We start from the raw sequence: 21,631 nt of genomic DNA on the forward strand, positions 1-21,631 counted from the left end.
AGACGCCTCGCCTGTGGATCCTCACGAACCGTTCACGTGCCCCTCCCGCGACGGTCTCACCGCTCCCAGGGAACACCGTGCCCGACGGCGGGAAGGGCCGCCGTCCGCGCGGGGGACGGCGGCGCGCGCAGCACTGCGACCATCGTCTCACCCCCACCAATCCGGGTATTCAGGACAGCGTGATCCCCGTATCCTGGTCGGAGCACGGCGGGGCCGTGGCACGACCGCCGCGCCCTCCCTCCCCGGGAGGGGACGCCGCCCGGCGGCGGAAGCCGCGACGACTCAGCACCGGAGGTCATCGACGTGTCCGACGAGCGCACGCTCTTCCCCATCACGATGCGCGGGTACGACCGCGTCCAGGTCGAGGCCCAGCTCGCCAAGCTGGAGAAGGCCGTGGAGGACGCGCGGGCGCGCGTCGAGGCGGCGGACGCCCGCGCCATGCAGCTCACGAGCGAGCTCAACGACGCCCAGCGCCAGCTCCGCGAGGCGGACCGGCCGTCGTACGCGGGGCTCGGGTCCCGCATCGAGCAGCTCCTGCGCTCGGCGGAGGAGCAGTCGGCGGACATCCTGTCGCAGGCCAACGCCCAGGCGGCCGACATCATGGCGCGCGCGAAGCTCTCCGCCGGCCAGGTCCGGTCCCGCGCCGAGAACGAGGTCGCCGAGCTGCTCAACAGCGCGCGCCTGGAGTCGGAGGAGATCCGCTCCACGAGCGCGTCCGAGGCCGAGGGCACGCTGCTCAGCGCCCAGCGCCGCGCGGAGGAGCTCGTGGGCTCCGCGGAGCGCGAGGCCGCGCGCATCCAGAGCGCGCTCGCCACGGAGGAGAGCGAGCGGCGCGCGTCGCTCGAGCGCGAGCTCGGCACGCTGCGTGCGACGGCGGAGCGCGAGACGACGGAGCTGCGCGTCACGACCGAGCGCGAGGCCGCGGAGCTCCGCGCACGCGTGGCGGCGGAGACGGCGGCACAGCGCGAGGCCGCCGAGCGCGAGTCGGCCGAGCTGCTGGAGAACGCTCGTCGCGAGGCGCAGCGCCAGGTGGACGAGGCGCAGCGCAAGGCGACCGAGGCGGCGAACGCCGTCACGTCCGAGATGGAGGCGCTGCGCGACCAGGCCCGCACCGCCCTCGCGGACGCCGAGCTCGAGGTCGTGCGTCGCCGCGAGGAGGCGGAGCGCGAGAACGCCGAGCGCCACGCCGCCGCCAAGGCGGAGACGGAGAAGCTCGTCTCGACGGCCGAGGAGCACGCCGCGGAGGCGGAGAAGCGTGTCGCCCACGCGCTCCGGCAGGCGGAGAAGGTCCGCAGCGAGTCCGACGCGTACGTGAAGGACCTCCTGTCGACGGCGCGCCGCAACGCCGACCAGGTCGTCGCCGAGGCCCGCGCGTTCGCCGACCAGACGGTGAGCGACGCCAAGGCCGAGGCCGAGCAGCAGCGCAACGTCGCCCAGCGCCAGCTCGAGGACCTCACGCGTCAGCACGACTCGATCAACACCTACCTCGACGAGCTCCGCGGTCTGCTCGGCAGCGAGGGCGAGGCCACGAAGGCCCCCGCGAAGAAGGCGGTCCCCGCCGGGACGCCCGCGCAGCAGGCGCGCGCCGCGACGCTGATGACGGCCGAGTTCCCGGTCGTCCCCGAGGAGTCCGCGCAGCGGGTCGGGACGGTCGAGGCGCCGACGAAGCGCGGCCCGGCGAAGTCGGCGGACGCGAAGGCGGCCGACGCGAAGCCCACGGACGCGAAGTCCGCCGAGACGAAGCCGGGCGCGGAGTCCGACGCCCCCGCCTCGGCCTGACGCCGTGCCGACCGGCGCGGGCCCGTCGGGCCCCTCGGGGTCCGCTGCCGACGACTGGCGTCGGCAGCGGACCGAGGCCGCCGCGCACCAGCAGCGCGAGCTCGACCGGCAGCGCGCCCGCGAGAGCGATGCGGCCCGGGCCCTGCTCGCCGACTTCGTCGGGCGGGCGCGCGCACGGGGTCTCGCTCCCGAGCCGCTCCGCGCCCGCGCGTTCGACGGCATCGCGACGTACCGCACCCCGCTGCGCGGGTGGTACCTGCGCCGCAACCGCAGCGTCGCCGTCGGCGAGGACGGTGAGTTCTACGTGCTCTCGGTGCCCGGCGGCGTGCTCGCGCGCCTGCGGGGCGTCGCGGTCGAGCCGTCCGACCCGCCGCTCGTGCTCGGCAAGGGCGGGCGGGACGGCGAGTCGATCGACCTCGCCGACGCGCTCGCGCTCGTGCTCGACGGGCGCTGACGCGCGGTCAGCGGCTCAGACGGCCGCTCGCGCCAGGAGGTCCGCGAGCGCATCGGCCACCGCGGCGGGGTCCTCGACCGCGCTCATGTGTCCCGCGCCCGTCACCTGCACGAGCTGCGCGGTCGGCGCCGCGGCGACCATGTGCTCCGCCTCCGCCACCGGCGTGACCTGGTCCTCCTCGCCCACGACCACGGCGACCGGCCCCGCGAACCCCGCGAGGACGGACGTGCGGTCGGGGCGGGCCGCCATCGCCCGCTGCGACCACGCCACGCCGTCGGGCCGCTGCGCACGGATCCACTCCTCGAGCCGGGCCGTCAGGTGCGGCCGTGCGGCCTTGCTCGTCTCGCCGAGGAGGACCCCCGGCATGCCGAGGACGGCGTCGACGGTCTGCGAGCTCGCCGCCTCGTCGGCGATGCGCAGCCGGTTGGCGCGGGCGTCGTCGGAGTCGGCCGTGGACTTGGTGTCGACGAGCCCGAGCCCGGCGACCAGCTCCGGCCGGCGCTCCGCGAACGCGAGGGCCACGTAGCCGCCCATCGACAGGCCCGCGACGACCGCGCGCGTGATCCCCGCCGCGGCGAGCGCGTCGGCGGTCGCGTCGGCCGCCGCCTCGATCGACGGCGGCTCGTCCCCGAGCGGGCTCGCGCCCAGGCCCGGGAGGTCGACGGCGACGACGGTGGGCTCGCCCGGCAGGGCCTCCGCGACGTCCGCCCACATCCGGTGGTCGAGCGGGAAGCCGTGCAGCAGCACGAGCGGGGTCCCGTACCCCTCGCGCAGCGTGAAGGTCTCGAGCGGTGCCGTCGTCACGTGGTCCTCCTGGGGTCGGTCGGGTGCGCGCGACGCCTCGCGCCGCCACGCGGTGTCAGTCGACGACGCCGTCGGACCGGCTCGCGTCGTAGCTCGCCTGGTCCGAGTCGGCCGTGTCGCGGTCCGCGGTCGCGCCGGCCTCGCCGTCCCACGTGGTCGGCAGCGGCAGCGGGAACTCGGGGCGCACGTGCCCCACGATCTCGTCGAGCACGCGCCGCACGGACGACTCCCCCACCCACAGGTGCTTAGCGCCCTCGACGCCGATCACCTCGGCGTTCCGCACGCGTGCGAAGCGCCGGCGCGCCTCGTCGGGCCGCAGGTAGTCGTCGAGCTCGGGCACGAGGACCACGAGGGGCTTGCCGAACGCGTCCCAGCGGTCGAGGTCCGCGTCCGTCGCGCGGTGCAGCGGGGGCGAGAGGAGGATCGCGCCCTCCACCGCCGGGTCCGTGCCGTGCTTGAGCGCGAGCTCCGTGCCGAACGACCACCCCACGAGCCACCGGTTCGGGAGGTCGTGGAACTCGGCGAACTCGATCGCCGCCGCGACATCGAAGCGCTCGGCCTCGCCGCCGTCGAACGCGCCCTCGCTCGTCCCGCGCGGGGACGACGTGCCGCGCGTGTTGAACCGCAGCACGGCGAGGTCCGCGAGCGCCGGCAGGCGCCACGCCGCCTTGCGGTAGACGTGCGAGTCCATGTACCCGCCGTGCGTCGGCAGGGGGTGCAGCGTGACGAGGGTCGCGACCGGGTCGCGGTCCGCGGGGAGCGCCAGCTCGCCGACGAGCGTGAGGCCGTCCGCGGTGTGCAGCTCGACGTCCTCGCGCCGCGCGGGCAGGACGCTGAGCGACCGGATGGGGGTCGGCTCCGTCGAGGCTCGGGCGGGGTCGGGCGCGGTCTCGGGTGCGGTGCTCATCGTCCCGAGCCTAGTGCGTCTACCGGGGCCGACGGCGGCCGCGCGCCTCCCAGCACGACGTGTGCCAGTGGCGACGGTGGTCGAGCGCCGTCTGGGCCCCGAAGAAGGAGTCCTCCTGCCACGCCACGACGTGCCCGGTGCCCGGCGGGATCTCCTGCTGGCAGCCCGGGCAGAGGTACGTCTTCGCGCCGCCCCGCACGGTGCGGACCTGCCACTCGCCGTCGGCTCCCGACTCGCGGCGCGCGCCGCCGAGGGCGCGGTCCAGGTCGAGGGGCGCGGGCTCCGCGCCCCAGGGTCGCTTGCGGGACGGTCGGCGGGACGGCATGGTCCATTCTCCCCCGCGGACCCGCCCGGGACCTCCCAGCGGGCGTCCAGCCGCGACCGCTAGAGTGTCCGGGCCGGTGCTGCACCCGGCGTCCGACCGCGAGGTGGCCCGTCCCCGGGCGCCGACGACCGCCGTCGTGCGGGTGCGGCCCAGACCCGACGGCCCCCGCCGTCCCCCCGACCCGAAGGACCCTCCTCGTGAAGCACCGCACCCTGCGCGGCGTCGCCGCGCTCACCCTGGGCGCCGCCCTCGTCCTCTCCGGCTGCTCGTCGGAGGGCGGCGGTTCCGACGACGAGACGTCGGCGAGCCCGTCCGCCTCCGACGGCGCGACGTCGTCGCCCGAGGACGTCGCGGCGCTCGAGGCCGTGACGGTCACGGGCGACCCCGGCAGCGAGCCCACCGTCGAGTTCGAGGCCCCGCTCGAGGTCTCGGGCCCGGTCGCGCTCTCGCTCGGGGACGGCGACGGCGACGAGATCGCGAAGGGCCAGGAGGTGACGCTGCACCAGGCCGCGTACTCCGGCACGGACGCGTCGAAGCTCGGCTCCACGTGGGAGGACGACTCGGCGCAGCAGATCGTCCTCGACGACCAGGTGTACCCCCAGCTGCTCGAGGCGCTGGTCGGCAAGAAGGTCGGCACGCGCTTCCTGTTCGCCGCACCGGGGCAGGACGGCAGCGCTGTCCTCACCGTCGCCGAGGTCACCGAGGTCCGGGACGCCCCGGTCGCTCCGGACCCCGCCGACGTGCCGGACCGCGCCGAGGGCGAGGCCGTGACCCCGGCCGACGGGCTGCCGGTCGTCACGCTCGACGACACGGGCAAGCCGTCGATCGAGATCCCCGAGGGCTACACCGCGCCGACCGAGCTCGTCGTGCAGCCGCTCATCAAGGGCACCGGCCCGGAGGTCACCGAGGACCAGACGGTCATCGCGCACTACACGGGCTGGAAGCTCGACGGCGAGCAGTTCGACTCGTCGTGGGACCGCGGCGAGCCCTCCACCTTCCCGCTGAGCGGCGTCGTCGCCGGCTGGACCCAGGGCCTGTCCGGCCAGACCGTCGGGAGCCAGGTGCTCCTCGTCATCCCGCCGGCCCTCGGCTACGGCGAGAAGAGCGACACGAACACGAACGAGCTCGCGGGCGAGACGCTCGTCTTCGTCGTGGACATCCTCGCGGCCTACTGACCTGCCGCCGCGTCACGGAGGGCCGCACCCCGCTCGGGGTGCGGCCCTCCGCGCGTCCGGGGGCGTGTCGGGACGCGGCGCGGGCGGGTCGTAGGCTCGACGCATGACGGACGCCTCCACGATCTCGGTCCCACCCGTGCCCGACGACGCCGCCGCCACCCCCTCGACCGCCCCGCCCGAGCGCGAGGTGCTCACGTGGGAGACCTTCGGCGTCGCCGCGCGCGAGCTCGCCGAGCAGGTCGTCGCGAGCGGGTTCCGCCCGGAGGTCGTCGTCGCGGTCGCCCGCGGCGGTCTCCTGCCCGGCGGCGCGGTCGCGTACGCGCTCGGGACCAAGGGCGTCGGGACGCTCAACGTCGAGTTCTACACCGACATCGGCCAGACCCTCACCGACCCGCGCGTGCTCCCGCCCCTCATGGACACGTCCGACCTGCCGGGCGCGCACGTGCTCGTGGTCGACGACGTCGCCGACTCCGGCCGGACGCTCGCCCTGGTCATGGACATGCTCAGCACCCACGGTGCCGAGGCCCGCTCCGCGGTGCTCTACACGAAGCCGCGCACGATCATCCAGCCGGACTACTCGTGGAAGGACACCGACCTCTGGATCACGTTCCCGTGGTCGGCCGACCCGCCCGTGGAGGGCGCGCAGTCCCGGCCGAACGACTGACCCGCCCGGACGACTGAGCCGGCTCGACGACCGAGCCGGCTCGACGACCGAGCCGGCTCGACGACGACGAAGCGGCCGCCCCCGTGGGGGGACGGCCGCTTCGTCGTGGATCAGGGTCGCGCGGGGATCAGAAGTCCCAGTCGTCGTCCTCGGTGTTGACCGCCTTGCCGATGACGTACGACGAGCCGGACCCGGAGAAGAAGTCGTGGTTCTCGTCGGCGTTCGGCGACAGCGCCGAGAGGATCGCCGGGTTGACGTCCGTCTCGTCCTTGGGGAAGAGCGCCTCGTAGCCGAGGTTCATGAGCGCCTTGTTGGCGTTGTACCGCAGGAACTTCTTGACGTCCTCGGTCAGCCCGACGCCGTCGTAGAGGTCCTCCGTGTACTGCACCTCGTTCTCGTAGAGCTCGAAGAGCAGCTCGAACGTGTACGCCTTGAGCTCGTCGCGCTCCTCCGGGGAGAGCTTCTCGAGGCCCTTCTGGAACTTGTAGCCGATGTAGTACCCGTGCACGGCCTCGTCGCGGATGATGAGGCGGATGAGGTCGGCCGTGTTCGTCAGCTTGGCGCGCGACGACCAGTACATCGGCAGGTAGAAGCCGGAGTAGAAGAGGAACGACTCGAGCAGCGTGCTCGCGACCTTGCGCTTGAGCGGCGAGTCGCCCTTGTAGTACTCCATGACGATCTCGGCCTTGCGCTGGAGGTTCGGGTTCTCCTCCGACCAGCGGAACGCGTCGTCGATCTCGCGCGTGGAGCACAGCGTCGAGAAGATCGACGAGTAGCTCTTGGCGTGCACCGACTCCATGAACGCGATGTTGGTGTACACCGCCTCCTCGTGCGGCGTGATCGCGTCGGGGATGAGCGACACCGCGCCGACCGTGCCCTGGATCGTGTCCAGCAGCGTCAGGCCGGTGAACACGCGCATCGTGAGCTCCTGCTCCTGCGCGGTGAGCGTGTTCCACGACTGGATGTCGTTCGACACCGGCACCTTCTCGGGCAGCCAGAAGTTCCCGACGAGGCGGTCCCACACCTCGAGGTCCTTCTCGTCCTCGAGACGGTTCCAGTTGATCGCGCTCACGCGATCGATGAGCTTGAGCTTCCCGGTGGGACTCATGCCGGATTCTCTCCTTCGGGTAGACGCGGGGACTGCTGCTCCGCGTCAGCGATACAGAACTTGCACGTCGGGCTGGTGCGGCCCTTGTTCGTGTGATGACGGGTGTGAGCACTTCGCGCGCTCGACGGCTTGGGCACACCCTTCTGGGCGGCCGATCGCTTGGCACGAGTCTCCTCACTCGCCGTCCTACCGTAGTTCGGGTTCAGCTCACCGCGCCGCATGGCCGAGAGCGCCGCGCGAGCCTCGGGCGACATCGTGTGCCCGTAGCTCGGGTGCTCCGGCCCGAACTTCCCGTAGTTGGGGTTCTCCGGCCCGACAAACGTCCCCTTGCGCTGCTCCGACCAGAGAGCACGCTGCTCGTCCGAGTGCTTGTGACCGAAGAACGGGTTGAGCTCACCCGGGCGGCTGACCCCCTTGCGTCCTGTCGACCTGACCCGAGCCGCCTCGCGCTGCTCCGCGGTCCAGACGACTCCGGTCGGACCGAGTCCGCCGTCTGACACGTTCAGCAGCCGATGCCCGCTGGCGCGCAAGAACTCGATCCACTCGATCTCAGACTCACCGAGCGACTCCAGGTCTCCGAGAGCCGTCTCCAGGACGTCGACCACGACGTCATGCTCGCCATGCTTGCGAAGCCAGTCGCAGAACGGCGTCCGCTGACCATCGCGCGCGTTCCGCAAGTGCTGGCGAAGCCGACGCGACGCAGCCTTCGTCGTGAGCCCGACGTAGCGGTACTCGTCGGACTCGCGCAGGCGGATGCCATACACGAGTCCGGCGGGGACTCTGACCGCGAGGATCTCGTCGATCACGGTTCGTCGCTCACAGCATGCAGGAGACGCAGTTCTCCACTTCGGTCCCTTCGAGGGCCATCTGGCGGAGGCGGATGTAGTAGAGCGTCTTGATGCCCTTGCGCCACGCGTAGATCTGCGCGCGGTTGACGTCGCGCGTCGTGACCGTGTCCTTGAAGAACAGCGTGAGGCTCAGGCCCTGGTCGACGTGCTGCGTCGCGGCGGCGTACGTGTCGATGATCTTCTCGTAGCCGATCTCGTACGCGTCCTCGTAGTACTCGAGGTTGTCGTTCGTCAGGTAGGGCGCCGGGTAGTAGACGCGCCCGATCTTGCCCTCCTTGCGGATCTCGATCTTCGACGGCACCGGGTGGATCGAGGACGTCGAGTTGTTGATGTAGGAGATCGAGCCCGTCGGCGGGACGGCCTGGAGGTTCTGGTTGTAGATCCCGTGCTCCATGACCGAGGCCTTGAGGGCTGCCCAGTCGCCCTGGGTCGGGATGTGCACGCCGGCGTCGGCGAAGAGCCGGCGCACGCGCTCGGTCGCGGGCTCCCACACGCGGTCGGTGTACTTGTCGAAGTACTCGCCCGTCGCGTACTTCGAGTCCTCGAAGCCGCCGAACGCACGCCCACGCTCGATCGCGAGGCGGTTCGACGCCGCGATCGCGTGGTAGGCGACCGTGTAGAAGTAGATGTTCGTGAAGTCGATGCCCTCCTCGGACCCGTAGTGGATCCGCTCGCGCGCGAGGTAGCCGTGGAGGTTCATCTGGCCGAGGCCGATCGCGTGCCCGGACTCGTTGGCACGCTTGATCGACGGCACCGACTCGATGCTCGTCTGGTCGGAGACCGCGGTGAGCGTGCGGATCGCGGTGTCGATCGTCTTCGCGAAGTCGGGCGAGTCCATCGTCTTGGCGATGTTCAGCGAGCCGAGGTTGCAGGAGATGTCGCGGCCGACGTGGTCGTACGAGAGGTCCTCGTTGAACGTCGACGGCGTCGAGACCTGGAGGATCTCCGAGCACAGGTTCGAGTGGGTGATGCGGCCCTTGATCGGGTTCGCCTTGTTCACCGTGTCCTCGAACATGATGTACGGGTAGCCGGACTCGAACTGGAGCTCGGCGATCGTCTGGAAGAAGTCGCGCGCCTTGATCTTCGTCTTGCGGATGCGCGAGTCGTCGACCATCTCGTCGTACTTCTCGGTGACGGAGATGTCGGCGAACGGCTTGCCGTAGACGCGCTCGACGTCGTACGGCGAGAAGAGGTACATGTCCTCGTTCTTCTTCGCGAGCTCGAACGTGATGTCCGGGATCACGACGCCGAGCGACAGCGTCTTGATGCGGATCTTCTCGTCCGCGTTCTCGCGCTTGGTGTCGAGGAACCGCATGATGTCGGGGTGGTGCGCGTGCAGGTACACGGCGCCGGCGCCCTGGCGCGCGCCGAGCTGGTTCGCGTAGGAGAACGAGTCCTCGAGCAGCTTCATCACGGGGATGACGCCGGACGACTGGTTCTCGATGTGCTTGATGGGCGCGCCGTGCTCGCGGATGTTCGACAGGAGCAGGGCGACGCCGCCGCCGCGCTTGGAGAGCTGCAGCGCGGAGTTGATGCCGCGCGCGATGGACTCCATGTTGTCCTCGATGCGCAGCAGGAAGCAGGACACGGGCTCGCCGCGCTGCGCCTTGCCGACGTTGAGGAACGTGGGGGTCGCGGGCTGGAAGCGGCCCGAGATGACCTCCTCGACGATGTCCAGCGCGGCCTGCTCGTTGCCGTCGGCGAGGCCGAGCGCGACCATGCAGACGCGGTCCTCGAAGCGCTCGAGGTAGCGCTTCCCGTCGAACGTCTTGAGCGTGTACGACGTGTAGTACTTGAAGGCGCCGAGGAACGTCTCGAAGCGGAACTTCTTGGCGTAGGCGAACTCGAACAGCGACTTCACGAACTCGTGGTCGTACTTCGCGAGGACGGCCGGGTCGTAGTACTTGTTCTCGACGAGGTAGTCCAGCTTCTCCGCGAGGTCGTGGAAGAAGACGGTGTTCTGGTTGACGTGCTGCAGGAAGTACTGCCGCGCGGCCTCACGGTCCTTGTCGAACTGGATCTCGCCGTTCGGGCCGTAGAGGTTGAGCATCGCGTTGAGCGCGTGGAAGTCGAGCTGGGTGCTCGCCAGCGGCACCTCGGTGACCGTGCCACCGCCTGCCACGCTCACGCCGGAATCCGTGACTGTCGTTGCCAAAATCGTCCCAATCCGTCGCGGACGCGCGCGGCGTCCTCGGCTGTTCCCAGGAGTTCGAAGGCGTACAGGTAGGGCACCTGGCACTTCGCGGAGATGATGTCGCCGGCGATGCAGTAGGCCTCGCCGAAGTTGGTGTTGCCGGCGGCGATGACGCCGCGGATCAACGACCGGTTGTGCACGTCGTTGAGGAACTTCACGACCTGGCGCGGGACGGCACCGCCCTCGTTGCCGCCCCCGTAGGTCGGGACCATGAGCACGTACGGCTCCTCGACGCGCAGGAAGCCCTCGGTCGGACGCAGCGGGATGCGCTGGACGTCCATGCCGAGGGCCGGCAGGTCGAGCCGCTGGACGAACCGGTGCGTGTTCTCGCTGACGCTGGAGAAGTACACGAGCGACCCCACGGGGACGCACCTCCGTCCTGCCCTGCTCCGCCTGCTTCCGTACGTGGTCCGGGCGCCTCGCGGCGCCGCGGGGAGACCGGTCAGGCGACGACCGGCGCGACCTTCTGCGCGAGGGCGGTGATCTGGTCGGGGCGGAACCCGGACCAGTGCTCGTCCCCGGCCACGACCACGGGCGCCTGCAGGTAGCCGAGACCGCGCACGAGCTCGAGCGCCTCGGCGTCCTGGGTGATGTCCACGACGGAGTACTCGATGCCCTTCTTGTCGAGAGCGCGGTACGTCGCGTCGCACTGGACGCAGGCCGGCTTGCTGTAGACCGTGACGCTCATGGGGTGGCTCCTCGTCTCGCGCTCTCGTCCGGGACGGTCCTCGGGGAGGGAGAAACTTCTCTGACCTCGAAGGACACCGGTGGAACTACGTCTGTGTGATTCGCCAGAAGGCCTCCGGCCCCCTGGGTGTGCAACCACTATACCTAGTGGTCGAGACCGTGCCACCGCACTAGATGTCGTGGTGGAACTTCACCCTGGCGGGTGTGCTAAGCGCCATGGATCCATAGTCCCAGGACCCTCTGACACGCCTCGTGAGGGCGTCGTCCACAGCCCGTCGTCCACCGTCCGAAGGCGTCCGAACGGCTCGTTCCTGCGCTCCGCGACGCGCCGTCCACAGGGTGGGGACGGTGTCGGTCCACACCCTGTGCGACCCGGCGAGGCCGCCCCGAGAGCACGCGTCCGCGGTCGTGCGACCCTCCCGGGGCGTCGTCCGAAACATCGCAATCCGGACCTTACGCGCGCGGAACTCGTCGGCGTGTCGCGTTCCCTCGGCGTGTCGCGCGACGACGCGCGGCGTGCGAGAAAGGTCACCTCGGTCTGGCTGCCCTGCAACCACGGTGCCCCCTCGGCGCACCCGGGTTCTCCCTCGGTCTACCAGGCCTCTACCTCGGCGGCTCCTGGACGCGCGAGGGCCCGCCCGGTGCGACCGGGCGGGCCCTCGCAGAACCGCCGCCCGCCTCACCGACGGGCAGGGCAGCGCCGTTCAGCGCCGTTCAGCGCCGTCAGGCGGTCTCGTCGACCGTCGGGAGCGCGTTCGACGCCGCGAGCCGGCGGTACCAGTGCGCGGAGTCCTTCCACGTGCGCTCGAGCGTGTCGTAGTCCACGCGGATGATGCCGAAGCGGCGCTCGTACCCGTAGCCCCACTCGAAGTTGTCGAGCAGGGACCACGCGAAGTACCCGCGCACGTCGGCGCCGGCGTCGATCGCGGCGCCCACGGCGTCGACGTGGTCGTGCAGGTAGGCGACGCGGCGGTCGTCGTGCACGCGGGCGGTCCCGTCGGCGTCGACCGTGACCTCGTCGGCGAACGCGGCGCCGTTCTCGGTGACCATCATCGGCTGGTGCGGGTACGTCTTCGCCACGGAGACGAGCAGCTCGGTCATGCCGGCGGGCTCGATGTTCCAGCCCATGGCGGTGTACGGGCCGGGCTGCTGGACGAACTCCACGTCGTCGACGCCGATCCACGGGCTGTGGCTCGACGCGCCGTGGCCGTCGTTCTCGGACCGCTCGCCCTCGCCGGAGAAGTGGCGCACGCGCACCGTCGAGTAGTAGTTGACGCCGAGGATCGACAGCGGCTGGCGCACCGTCTCGAGGTCGCCCTCCTGCACGAACGACCAGTCGCTCACGTGCGCGGTGTCGGCGAGCAGGTCGGCGGGGTACTCGCCGTCGAGCATGGGGGCGAGGAACGCGCGGTTGGCGAGCGCGTCGATCTTGCGCACCGCGTCGAGGTCCGCGGCCGACGACGGGTCGTCGGGCCGGATGACGTGGAGGTTGAGCGTGACGGACGTCTTCGCGTCCTCGCCGAGCTCGTCGCGGATCGCCTGGACGGCGAGGCCGTGCGCGAGGTTGAGGTGGTGCACGGCCGCGAGCGCCGCGGCCGGCTCGGTGCGGCCGGGCGCGTGCACGCCGGAGCCGTAGCCGAGGTAGGCGGAGCACCACGGCTCGTTGAGCGTCGTCCAGGTGTCGATCCGGTCGCCGAGCTCGCGCGCCATGTGGCGGGCGTACTCGGCGAACGCGTACGCCGTGTCGCGGTTGGCCCAGCCGCCGGCGTCCTCGAGCTCCTGCGGGAGGTCCCAGTGGTAGAGCGTGACGACGGGCTTGACGCCCTTCTCGAGGAGCGCGTCGACGAGGCGCGAGTAGAACGCGACGCCCTCGGGGTTGAGCGGCCCGGTGCCGCCCGGCTGCACGCGCGACCACGAGATGGAGAACCGGTACGCGCCGAGACCGAGGTCGGCGATGTGCTGCACGTCCTCCTGCCACCGGTGGTAGTGGTCGTCCGCGACGTCGCCGGTGTCGCCGTTGAGCGTGCGGCCCGGGGTGTGGGAGTACGTGTCCCAGATGGACGGCGTGCGTCCGCCCTCGGCGGCGGCGCCCTCGATCTGGTAGGCGGCGGTGGCGGAGCCCCAGAGGAAGTCGGTGGGGAACGTGCGGCGGCCCGACGACGCAGGCGCGGCCTGGGCGTCGACGTCGACGGGGGCGGTGGTGTCGGTGGTCACGAGGGTCCTCGCTGGTCGGTCGTCGGACGACGCGGTCCGAGACGGTGGTCGGGTCGGTGGTTCGGCGCGGGCCGACGCCGGGCGGACGCACCATGGGAGCGCTTCCATGGTGCGTCCGCCCAGGATACGTCCTCAGCCGAGGTCGATCGTCACGCTCGTCGCGCCGTGCGCCTCGGCCGACGCCGCGCCGGCCCGCACGGACCAGGCCGCGGGGGCGTCGTCGGACGAGACGGTGAGGGTCGTACCCGACCGGCGCACGCGGAACGTGGCCCCGGCCGCGCCGTCCGACGGCGGGACGACCACGAGCTCGTCGTAGCCGTCGGGCAGCTCGAACGCGTGCAGCGTGACGCCGTCGGCCCAGTCGTAGTCCGGCCGGTCGGTGCGGGCGCCGACCGGGAGGACGGTCCCCGGGCGCACGAGCACCGGGAGCGAGTCGAACCCGTGCGTCTCGGTGACCCAGCGCGGGCCGGTCACGGTCTCGCTCAGGGCGGCGCCGTCGTCGGGCTGGACGAGACGCGTCCACGTGCCCTCCGGCACGTAGTACTCGACGCGGCCGTCCGCGCGGAACACCGGCGCGACGAGGAGCGCGTCGCCCAGCAGGTACTGCGTGTCCGCGGAGTACCCGGCGCGGTCGTGCGGGAGCTCGAGCACGAGCGGGCGCATCATCGGCACGCCGTCGGTGTGCGCCTCCTCGGCCACCCGCCCGAGGTACGGCATGAGCGAGAGCTTGAGGTGCGTGAACTTCCGCGTCACGTCGACGGCCTCGTCGTCGAACGCCCACGGGACCCGGACCGAGCCCGAGCCGTGCAGGCGCGAGTGCGACGACAGCAGGCCGAACGCCGTCCAGCGCTTGAACACGCCCGGGTCGGGCGTGCCCTCGAAGCCGCCCATGTCGTGGCTCCAGTAGCCGAACCCGGACATCGACATCGACAGGCCGCCGCGCAGCGACTCGGCCATCGACGCGTACGTCGAGTCGCAGTCGCCGCCCCAGTGCACCGGGAACTGCTGCCCGCCCGCGGTCGCGGACCGCGCGAACAGCACCGCGTCGCCCTCGCCGCGCTTGCGCTCGAGCAGCCGGAAGACGGCCTCGTTGTAGAGCTGGGCGTAGTAGTTGTGCATCTTGCGCGGGTCGGAGCCGTCGTGCCACGCGATCCCGTCGACGGGGATCCGCTCGCCGAAGTCGGTCTTGAAGCAGTCGACGCCCTGGTCGAGCAGGCCCTCGAGCTTCCCCACGTACCACGCCGTCGCGTCCGGGTTGGTGAAGTCCACCAGCCCCATGCCGGCCTGCCACAGGTCCCACTGCCACACGGACCCGTCCTCGCGCTTCACGAGGAAGCCCTGCTCCGCGGCCTCCGCGAAGAGCGGCGAGCGCTGCGCGACGTACGGGTTGATCCACACGCACACCTTGAGCCCGCGGTCGTGCAGACGCCGGAGCATGCCTTCGGGGTCGGGGAACGTGCGCGGGTCCCACTCGAAGTCGACCCACTGGTACTCGCGCATCCAGAAGCAGTCGAAGTGGAACACCGACAGCGGCAGGTCGCGCTCGGCCATGCCGTCGATGAAGCCGTTCACGGTCTGCTCGTCGTAGCTCGTCGTGAACGACGTCGTGAGCCACAGCCCGAACGACCACGCCGGCACGCGCGCGGGGCGGCCCGTCAGCGCGGTGTACCGGCGCAGCACGTCCTTGGGGGTGGGGCCCTGGATGACCAGGTACTCCAGCGACTGCCCCTCGACGGAGAACTGGACGCGCGTGTTCACCTCGGAGGCGACCTCGAACGAGACCTTCTCCGGGTGCTCGACGAACACCCCGTAGCCCTTGGTCGTGAGGTAGAGCGGCACGGACTTGTACGCCTGCTCGCTCGACGTCCCGCCGTCCTCGTTCCAGATGTCCACCACCTGGCCGTTCTTGACGAACGGGCCGAACCGCTCCCCCAGGCCGTAGACGAGCTCGCCCGGCTCGAGCGCGAGCTGCTCGTGCGTCCACGCGCCGCCGTCGTCCGACGTGACGTGCCCGACCGACTTCGGCAGCGAGGACGTGAGGACCTCGCCGTCCGCCTCGAAGTCCACGCGCCAGCGGTCGCCCCGGTGCACGCGCACCGCGAGGTCCTTGGACCGCAGGACCGCGACGTCGTCGTGCACCTCGACCTCGGGCCGGAACCCGGGCTCGCCGGTCACCTGGAACGCCGGGCCGCGGCGTACCGCGCCCTGGTGGTGCTCGACGCGCACGCGGATCACGCCGGGCGCGGGCGAGGAGTACGTCGTCGTGAGCATCGGGCGGTTGAGCGTGTCGCCCCGGCCGCGGATCTTCGCCGTCGGCGCGTACACGGTGAGCGTGCCGGCCGCCTCGTCCGCGCGGACGTCGTCGACCTCGACCGCGTAGAGCGGGTGCATGCCCGGTCGGACCTGCCAGTACCCGTCGGTGAACTTCATGGGTGGTGCTTCCTTCGTCGGTGCGTATCGGTGTCTCGGGGCGTCAGGCCGGGGGCCTCACTTGACGGCGCCGGCCGTCACGCCGCGGGTGAGGGTGCGCTGGAAGATGAGGAAGAAGATCAGCGCGGGGATCAGCGAGACGAGCGCGCCCGCGTTGGTCGTCGGGGCGTCCATCATCCGGTCGCCCTGGAGCGACGCGAGCGCGATGGGGATCGTCTGGGTGTCGTTGGTCGTGAGCATGACCAGCGGGATGAAGAACTCGTTCCAGGTCCAGATGAAGAAGAAGATCATGAGGACGCCGAGCGTCGGCCGGACGATCGGGTACACGACCTGCCACAGGATGCGCCAGCGGCCGGCGCCGTCGAGCTGCGCCGCCTCGAGGAGCGCGGGCGGGAACGTCCCGAGCACGGACGAGAGCAGGTAGGTGCCGAACGCCGCCTGGATGACCGTGAAGATGATGATGATCGACCACTGCGAGTTCGACAGGCCGACCTTCTGCGCCATGTCGAACAGCGGGTAGATGAGCGCCTCCTGCGGCAGCATGTTCGCCACGAGGAACAGCGTGACGATCCACAGCCGGCCCTTGATGCGGCCGACGCCGATCGCGTACGCGCTGAGGAGCGACAGGAGCGTCCCGAACACGGCGACGAGTGCCGAGATGAAGACGGAGTTCCAGAGCTTCTGCGGGAAGTTCGTGCGCGTCCAGAAGTTCTGGACGCCGTCGAGGTAGAGCTCGCTCGGGATGCTCAGCGGCCCGTCCTGGGAGTACTCGGCCGGGGACTTGAACGCGTTGAGCACCATGATGACGAACGGCGACAGCATGAGGAGCGCGACCAGGACCGCCGCGGCGAGCACGAACCAGCGGCCGATCCCGCGGCGGTAGCGCTCGTCCTGCCGCGTCGCACGCAGGGCGCGGCGGGGGCGGGACGCGTCGGCGCCCGGCGCCACCGCGTCCGCGGGGGTGGTGGTGACGGTGGACATCAGCGGCCCTCCTGCTCACGACGCTCGGCGCGGCTCTGCAGCGCGAGGATCACGACGGCGACGACGATGATGACGAGGGTGAGCACGGTCGCCACCGCGGCGCCGTAGCCGACCTTCGACTTGTCGAAGAAGTTCAGGTACGAGTAGTAGCTCGGGACGAGCGTGGAGCTCTCGGGGCCGCCGCGCGTGAGCACGTAGATCGGTCCGAAGACCTTGAGCGCCGCGACGGTGCAGGTGAGCGTGACGACGAACGTCTCGGGACGGATCTGCGGGATCGTGATGGCCCCGAAGCGCCGCCACCAGCCGGCGCCGTCGAGCTCGGCGGCCTCGTAGAGCTCGGGGTCCACGCGCTGGAGCGCGGACATGAAGATGACCACCGGGTAGCCGATCTGCACCCAGATGAGCACGAGCATGACGCTCGGCAGCGCGGTCGAGGTGTCGCCCAGCCAGTTCGGCGGGTTCTCGACCCCGATCCCGCGCAGCATGACGTTGAGCGCGCCGGTCTGGGCGTTGAGGATCCAGTTCCACAGCACGCCGGCCACGGCGACCGGGAGGATCTGGGGCAGGTAGTACGTCGCGCGCAGGAACGCCGCGACGCGCGGCCCGAACCGGCGGCCGAGGTAGTCGAACAGCACGGCGGCGAGCACGAGGCCGACGAGGGTCGGCACGACCACCATCGCGAGGATCATCGCGATGGAGTTCTGGAACGAGGTCCAGAACGCCGAGTCGTGCATCAGGTCGGCGTAGTTCCCCAGCCCGTACCAGCGCATCGGCGCCATGCCGCCACGCCACTTGAACAGGCTGTAGTAGACGTTCATCGCGAACGGGTAGCCGATCACGACGACGAACGCCACCGCGCCGGGCAGGAGGTAGGGCAGGTACGGGAGCCAGGCGGGCCGGCGACGACGGCGGCGTGCCGCGGTCGCGCGCGACGCCTCGCGCGCGGGTCCGGGCCCGGCCTCGGGCACGGTGTCGGTGCGGGTGGTCATGACGGTCTCTTTCGCGGGAGGTCCTCGGGCGGTGCTCGGGTGGTGCCCGGGGCGGCCGGCCGACGCAGGTGCCGGCCGGCCGCCCGGGACGGGCGGTTCCGCTCAGCTGTCGAGCAGGTCCGCCTTGCCGTCCACGTAGGCGGACTCGAGGCCGTCGAGCACCTCGGTCGGCGACTTCGACTGGTTGATGAGCGACTGGAGCTCGCTGACGATCACGTCGTAGTAGCCGGGCACGGGCCAGTCGGGGTAGAACGCGAGGCCGTCGTCGTCGAGGATCGCCTGGAAGTTCTCGGTGAGCTGCTGCGTGCGCTCGTCCGTGATGACGGACGCGTCACCGGCGACGGGCAGGCCGCCCTTCTCCGCGAGGATGTTCTGCACCTCGGGGCGCAGCGTGACGTCGATGAACTCCTCGGCGAGGTCGGGCGAGTCCGCGTTCGCGGGGACGACCCACAGGTTGCCGGACGAGCCGACCTGGAGCGTGTTGCCGGGGAAGTTGAACTGGCCCCAGTCGGCGTCCATCTCCTCGACGATGCGGCCGAACCACCACGAGCCGGAGACCATCATCGGGTAGGTGCCGTTGATGAACGAGACACCCATGTCCTCGGCGGTGAGCGCCGCGGAGTCGGACGCCACGTAGCCGTCCTTGATCCAGGAGTCGAGCGTCTCGGTCGCCTGCGTCATCTCGGGACCGTGGAAGTCGGGGTCGCCGTCGAAGAGCTGGTACTGGTCGATGAAGTCGCGGTCCGAGTTCGCGAGCACGAGCTCGTACCAGAGCTGGCCCATCGGGTACTCGGCACCGGCCTCGGCGAGCGGCGTGACGCCCTGGGCCTTGAAGGCCTGCATGACGGTCTCGAGCTCCTCGAGCGTCGTCGGCACCTCGAGCCCGTACTGGGCGAACATGTCCTTGTTGTAGTAGACCTGCACGAACTCGCCGTAGTTCGGGACGCCGTACCACTCGCCCGAGCCCATGAGGCCCTGGTCGTCGTAGGTCGCGGTCGTCTGGAGCGAGCCGCTGAGCTTCTCGTCCCAGCCGCGCTCGGTCGCCGCGTCGGTGAGCGGGGTCAGCAGGCCCTGCGCGGCGAGCTGGCCGGCGGTCGCGTTGCCCTTGTTGTACTCCATGACGTCCGGCACGTCGTCGCCGGTGAGGACGATCTTGGCGTTCTTCTGGATCTGCTCGAACGTCTGCTTCTCGACGACGACGTCGACGTCCGGGTTCTCCTCCTCGAAGATCTCGATCGCCTTGGCCCAGGCCTGGCCCATGGCCGAGTCCTCGTTCTCGTAGTGCCAGATCGTCAGGGTCTGGTCGTCGGACCCGCCGCTGCCGCCGGAGCTCCCGCACGCCCCGAGGGCGAGTGGGAGCGCTGCCACGGCAGCGACGAGCGAGATCTTCCGGGATCGCAGCATGTGCGTGTCCTCCTCATCGAGTTCCGGCGGGGGCCGGAGGGCGGCCGGGCGTCGCCCGGCCGGTCGGTGTTCAGCGAGCCGCGGGCTCGGGGTCGTCGTCCGGTGCCCGGCCGGCCGCGGGGGCGACGCTGCTGCCGGGCTCGAGGACGCACGGGATGAGCACGTTCGGTGTGCTCGGACGGGAGCCGTCCACGAGGGACAGCAGCTTCTGCACGCCCAGGCGGCCGAGCTCGGCCCCGGGGGCGTGCATGGTGGTGAGCGGCGGGTTGCTCATCTCCCCGACGCCGGGCGACGTGACGATCGACAGGATCGACATGTCGCCGGGGATCGCGACGCCGCGCTGCTGGAGCTCGGCCACGACGCCGAACGTCGCGATCTCGTTCATGGTGACGAACGCTGTGAGGCGCGGCTCGCGCGCGAGCAGCGTCGCGACGGCGTCGCGGCCGGCGCTCGGCGACTCGTCGACGCGCAGCGCGACCGGCTCGAGCCCGCGACGGCGCATCGCCGCCTCGAAGCCCTCCTCGGCACGGAACGTCGGCGCGTAGCCGTCGTCCGCCGTCGCCTGCGAGTGGTTGACGAGCGCCACGTGCCGATGCCCCAGGTCGACGAGGTGCTGGACCGCGTCGTCCGTCGTGCGCTCGAAGTCGATGTCGACCGACGGCCGGTCGGAGACGTCGCGCGTCCGGCCGATCATCGTGTACGGGACGCCGGCCTCGTCCAGCACGTCGACCCGCGCGTCGTCGAGCGCGACCTCCATGAGCAGGACGCCGTCCGCCATCCCCTGGCGCACGAGGTCGCGGACCTCCGGCGCCTGGGTCGTGCGGAAGGGCCACAGGACCAGGTGGTAGCCGTTCTCGCGCGCGGTCTCCGCCGCTGACGAGACGAACTCCGCGACCGTGCCGCCGAGGCCCTTCTCCATCGCGGGGTAGATGAGGGCCAGCACGTGGCTGCGGCGGGACGCGAGGCCGCGGGCCATCGCGTTGGGCTGGTAGCCGAGCTCGGCCATGGCGTCCTCGATGCGCCGACGCGTGGCGTCGGAGACCGGACGCGTGCCGGACAGGGCGTACGAGACCGTGCTCAGCGAGACCTGCGCGCGTCGCGCCACGTCCTGCATCGTCGCCATCCTCACCACTCCCCTGTGGTCCGGTCCCGCACCTCGGCCGTCGAAGCGCTTCGTCGAAACGCGTCGTCGAAGCGCTTCGATGTTACGAGTATTGGTTGAACAAATGGGTGGAGTCAAGTCCGTCGTGCGAGAGCACGCTCTCTCGTTTCCGCGGGCGCGCCGACCTGCGGCGACGTCCGGACGCGCACGAGCCGCCGGGCGGCAGCACTGCTGCCCGGCGGCTCGACCCGCGCCCCTCGGGCGCCGGATGGGTCAGACCGAGAGGTCGACGCTCTCCCCGGCGCGCAGCACCTCGCGCACCCGCAGGTCGGGGTCCGTCACGACGACGTCGGCCCGCAGCCCGGCGACCAGGCCGCCGCGGTCGTCCAGGCCGAGCACCCCGGCCGGGGTCCACGACGCCGCGCGGACCGCGTCCCCGAGCGGCACGCCCGCCGCGACCGTCTCGCGCACGACGTCGAGCAGGTGGTACGTGCCGCCCGCGATCGCGCCGCCCTCGGTGAGGCGCGCGACACCGTGCGCGACCGTGACGCGCATCGGGCCGAGCTCGTACGAGCCGTCCGCCATGCCCGCCGCCGCCATCGCGTCCGTGACGAGCGCGACGGCGTCGGGCCCGGCGACCGCGCCGTCCGCCCCGACGTGCGGGCCGACGAGCTCGACGACGCTGCGGATCGTGCCGTGCGCGAGGTGGGTGCCGTCGGCGACGAGCTCGACGACCATCTCCCCGCGCGCGGCCGCCGCGAGGCACGCGGCGACGGGCCCGGGCTCGCGGTGGTGCAGCGGCCGCATCCCGTTGAACAGGTGCGTCGCGGTCAGCCGCGCGCCCGGCCGGCCCGCGGCAGCGAAGGCCGCGAGGCCCGCCGCGATCGCCGCCTCGGTCTGCTCCGTGGTCGCGTCCGTGTGCCCGATCGAGGGCACGGCGCCGACCTCGACGAGCGTCTCGATCACACCCCCGGGCCCGACGACGCCAGGCACCTCCGGCGCGACCGTCATGGTGCGCAGGTACCCGCGGGCCGCGGCGGCGATCTCCCGGACGAGGCCCGGGTCGCCGTCGAGCATGTCGTGCGGGTTCTGCGCGCCGCACCGCACCTCGGAGAGGAACGGGCCCTCGAGGTGGATGCCGACGATCTCGCCCGCCTCCGCGAGGTCGGCGAGCGTCGCCGCGCGGGCGAGCAGGACATCACGGGGCGCGGTCACGAGAGACGCGACGAGGCTCGTGGTGCCGTGCCGCAGGTGCTCGCGGGCCCCGCCGAGCGCGTCGGCCGCGCTCGTGGCGTCGGGGAAGCTCGATCCGCCGCCGCCGTGGTCGTGCACGTCCACGAGGCCCGGGAGCAGGGTCGCCCCGTCCCCCGCGGGGACGTCGTGGAACCCGGCGGCCGCCGCCCCCGCGCGCGGCCCGACCCACGCGACCCGCCCGTCGCGGACGGCCACGACGCCGTCGTCGAGCACCCCGTCCGGAGTGACGACGCGGCCCGCGAGGACGCGCGCGGTGCCGGGCTGCTGGTCGGGACGGGGGCTGCGGTCGGCGTCGGTCATGAGACCATTCTG

19 protein-coding genes are annotated in these 21,631 nt (G+C 71.6%); 4 read left to right on the plus strand and 15 right to left on the minus strand.

The window, feature by feature from the left end; all coding sequences use genetic code 11:
• Nucleotides 1–303: 303 nt before the first annotated feature.
• Complete coding sequence (locus ACZ4MO_RS09080) at nt 304–1,779, plus strand: coiled-coil domain-containing protein (protein ID WP_175009189.1); 1,476 nt, start codon at nt 304–306, stop codon at nt 1,777–1,779.
• Nucleotides 1,780–1,783: 4 nt separating this feature from the next.
• A complete protein-coding gene (locus ACZ4MO_RS09085; RefSeq protein WP_175009188.1) occupies nt 1,784–2,233 on the plus strand; it encodes a hypothetical protein in 450 nt (149 codons plus the stop codon).
• A gap of 15 nt (nt 2,234–2,248) precedes the next feature.
• Here ACZ4MO_RS09085 and ACZ4MO_RS09090 read toward each other — a convergent pair whose 3' ends face one another.
• The 3 genes from ACZ4MO_RS09090 to ACZ4MO_RS09100 are packed head-to-tail and all read right to left on the minus strand — an operon-like array spanning nt 2,249 to nt 4,269.
• Nucleotides 2,249–3,037, minus strand: coding sequence for an alpha/beta fold hydrolase (locus tag ACZ4MO_RS09090; RefSeq protein ID WP_175009187.1), 789 nt, complete (start codon nt 3,035–3,037; stop codon nt 2,249–2,251).
• 55 nt (nt 3,038–3,092) lie between these two features.
• Entirely contained in the window at nt 3,093–3,944 is an 852-nt protein-coding gene (locus tag ACZ4MO_RS09095) for an alpha/beta hydrolase (protein WP_255437271.1), read from the minus strand.
• Nucleotides 3,945–3,963: 19 nt separating this feature from the next.
• Nucleotides 3,964–4,269, minus strand: a complete 306-nt coding sequence (locus ACZ4MO_RS09100; protein WP_074807491.1) for an Rv1322 family protein — start codon at nt 4,267–4,269, stop codon at nt 3,964–3,966.
• Between the two features lie 197 nt (nt 4,270–4,466).
• On the opposite strand from ACZ4MO_RS09100, the gene ACZ4MO_RS09105 reads away from it, so the two are divergent.
• Both ACZ4MO_RS09105 and ACZ4MO_RS09110 read left to right on the plus strand, forming a co-directional pair.
• Nucleotides 4,467–5,444, plus strand: a complete 978-nt coding sequence (locus ACZ4MO_RS09105; RefSeq protein WP_175009186.1) for an FKBP-type peptidyl-prolyl cis-trans isomerase — start codon at nt 4,467–4,469, stop codon at nt 5,442–5,444.
• Between the two features lie 103 nt (nt 5,445–5,547).
• Complete coding sequence (locus ACZ4MO_RS09110) at nt 5,548–6,108, plus strand: phosphoribosyltransferase family protein (protein WP_175009185.1); 561 nt, start codon at nt 5,548–5,550, stop codon at nt 6,106–6,108.
• 127 nt (nt 6,109–6,235) lie between these two features.
• Here ACZ4MO_RS09110 and nrdF read toward each other — a convergent pair whose 3' ends face one another.
• From nrdF to ACZ4MO_RS09170, 12 genes are all read right to left on the minus strand, one after another.
• Nucleotides 6,236–7,216: a class 1b ribonucleoside-diphosphate reductase subunit beta gene (nrdF, locus tag ACZ4MO_RS09115; protein WP_021480852.1), complete on the minus strand. Its 981-nt coding sequence runs from the start codon at nt 7,214–7,216 to the stop codon at nt 6,236–6,238.
• Nucleotides 7,213–8,022, minus strand: a complete 810-nt coding sequence (locus ACZ4MO_RS09120; RefSeq protein WP_499278757.1) for an NUMOD3 domain-containing DNA-binding protein — start codon at nt 8,020–8,022, stop codon at nt 7,213–7,215. The genes nrdF and ACZ4MO_RS09120 overlap by 4 nt, the downstream gene beginning before the upstream one ends.
• A gap of 10 nt (nt 8,023–8,032) precedes the next feature.
• Entirely contained in the window at nt 8,033–10,192 is a 2,160-nt protein-coding gene (nrdE, locus tag ACZ4MO_RS09125; protein ID WP_175009183.1) for a class 1b ribonucleoside-diphosphate reductase subunit alpha, read from the minus strand.
• Nucleotides 10,189–10,620, minus strand: a complete 432-nt coding sequence (gene nrdI, locus ACZ4MO_RS09130) for a class Ib ribonucleoside-diphosphate reductase assembly flavoprotein NrdI (RefSeq protein WP_021480850.1) — start codon at nt 10,618–10,620, stop codon at nt 10,189–10,191. The genes nrdE and nrdI overlap by 4 nt, the downstream gene beginning before the upstream one ends.
• Before the next feature lie 80 nt (nt 10,621–10,700).
• A complete protein-coding gene (nrdH, locus tag ACZ4MO_RS09135; RefSeq protein ID WP_074807501.1) occupies nt 10,701–10,946 on the minus strand; it encodes a glutaredoxin-like protein NrdH in 246 nt (81 codons plus the stop codon).
• 722 nt (nt 10,947–11,668) lie between these two features.
• Nucleotides 11,669–13,159 (minus strand): GH1 family beta-glucosidase, encoded by a 1,491-nt coding sequence (locus ACZ4MO_RS09140; protein WP_255437270.1) that lies wholly within the window; start codon nt 13,157–13,159, stop codon nt 11,669–11,671.
• Nucleotides 13,160–13,291: 132 nt separating this feature from the next.
• Nucleotides 13,292–15,589 (minus strand): alpha-xylosidase, encoded by a 2,298-nt coding sequence (yicI, locus tag ACZ4MO_RS09145; RefSeq protein WP_175009181.1) that lies wholly within the window; start codon nt 15,587–15,589, stop codon nt 13,292–13,294.
• Between the two features lie 57 nt (nt 15,590–15,646).
• On the minus strand, nt 15,647–16,570 hold the full coding sequence (locus tag ACZ4MO_RS09150) for an ABC transporter permease subunit (RefSeq protein WP_175009180.1): 924 nt from the start codon (nt 16,568–16,570) through the stop codon (nt 15,647–15,649).
• A complete protein-coding gene (locus tag ACZ4MO_RS09155; RefSeq protein ID WP_081599874.1) occupies nt 16,570–17,559 on the minus strand; it encodes a carbohydrate ABC transporter permease in 990 nt (329 codons plus the stop codon). The genes ACZ4MO_RS09150 and ACZ4MO_RS09155 overlap by 1 nt, the downstream gene beginning before the upstream one ends.
• Before the next feature lie 102 nt (nt 17,560–17,661).
• The gene (locus tag ACZ4MO_RS09160) at nt 17,662–18,963 is read right to left on the minus strand and encodes an ABC transporter substrate-binding protein (protein WP_086150758.1); all 1,302 of its coding nucleotides are present in this window, start codon (nt 18,961–18,963) and stop codon (nt 17,662–17,664) included.
• A 70-nt stretch (nt 18,964–19,033) separates the two neighbouring features.
• Nucleotides 19,034–20,077: a LacI family DNA-binding transcriptional regulator gene (locus ACZ4MO_RS09165; RefSeq protein ID WP_499278760.1), complete on the minus strand. Its 1,044-nt coding sequence runs from the start codon at nt 20,075–20,077 to the stop codon at nt 19,034–19,036.
• Nucleotides 20,078–20,338: 261 nt separating this feature from the next.
• The gene (locus tag ACZ4MO_RS09170) at nt 20,339–21,619 is read right to left on the minus strand and encodes an amidohydrolase family protein (protein ID WP_175009178.1); all 1,281 of its coding nucleotides are present in this window, start codon (nt 21,617–21,619) and stop codon (nt 20,339–20,341) included.
• Between the last annotated feature and the right edge of the window lie 12 nt (nt 21,620–21,631).

The organism is Sphaerisporangium cinnabarinum (genome assembly GCF_055567015.1).

What these genes read in the sequence shown, in the direction of transcription:
- nrdF (WP_021480852.1), bottom strand. Translation starts at nt 7,216, where the DNA reads ATGAGTCCCACCGGGAAGCTCAAGCTCATCGATCGCGTGAGCGCGATC.
- ACZ4MO_RS09170 (WP_175009178.1), bottom strand. Translation starts at nt 21,619, where the DNA reads ATGACCGACGCCGACCGCAGCCCCCGTCCCGACCAGCAGCCCGGCACC.
- ACZ4MO_RS09165 (WP_499278760.1), bottom strand. Translation starts at nt 20,077, where the DNA reads ATGCAGGACGTGGCGCGACGCGCGCAGGTCTCGCTGAGCACGGTCTCG.
- yicI (WP_175009181.1), bottom strand. Translation starts at nt 15,589, where the DNA reads ATGAAGTTCACCGACGGGTACTGGCAGGTCCGACCGGGCATGCACCCG.
- nrdH (WP_074807501.1), bottom strand. Translation starts at nt 10,946, where the DNA reads ATGAGCGTCACGGTCTACAGCAAGCCGGCCTGCGTCCAGTGCGACGCG.
- ACZ4MO_RS09160 (WP_086150758.1), bottom strand. Translation starts at nt 18,963, where the DNA reads ATGCTGCGATCCCGGAAGATCTCGCTCGTCGCTGCCGTGGCAGCGCTC.
- ACZ4MO_RS09110 (WP_175009185.1), top strand. Translation starts at nt 5,548, where the DNA reads ATGACGGACGCCTCCACGATCTCGGTCCCACCCGTGCCCGACGACGCC.
- ACZ4MO_RS09155 (WP_081599874.1), bottom strand. Translation starts at nt 17,559, where the DNA reads ATGACCACCCGCACCGACACCGTGCCCGAGGCCGGGCCCGGACCCGCG.
- ACZ4MO_RS09095 (WP_255437271.1), bottom strand. Translation starts at nt 3,944, where the DNA reads ATGAGCACCGCACCCGAGACCGCGCCCGACCCCGCCCGAGCCTCGACG.
- ACZ4MO_RS09100 (WP_074807491.1), bottom strand. Translation starts at nt 4,269, where the DNA reads ATGCCGTCCCGCCGACCGTCCCGCAAGCGACCCTGGGGCGCGGAGCCC.
- ACZ4MO_RS09150 (WP_175009180.1), bottom strand. Translation starts at nt 16,570, where the DNA reads ATGTCCACCGTCACCACCACCCCCGCGGACGCGGTGGCGCCGGGCGCC.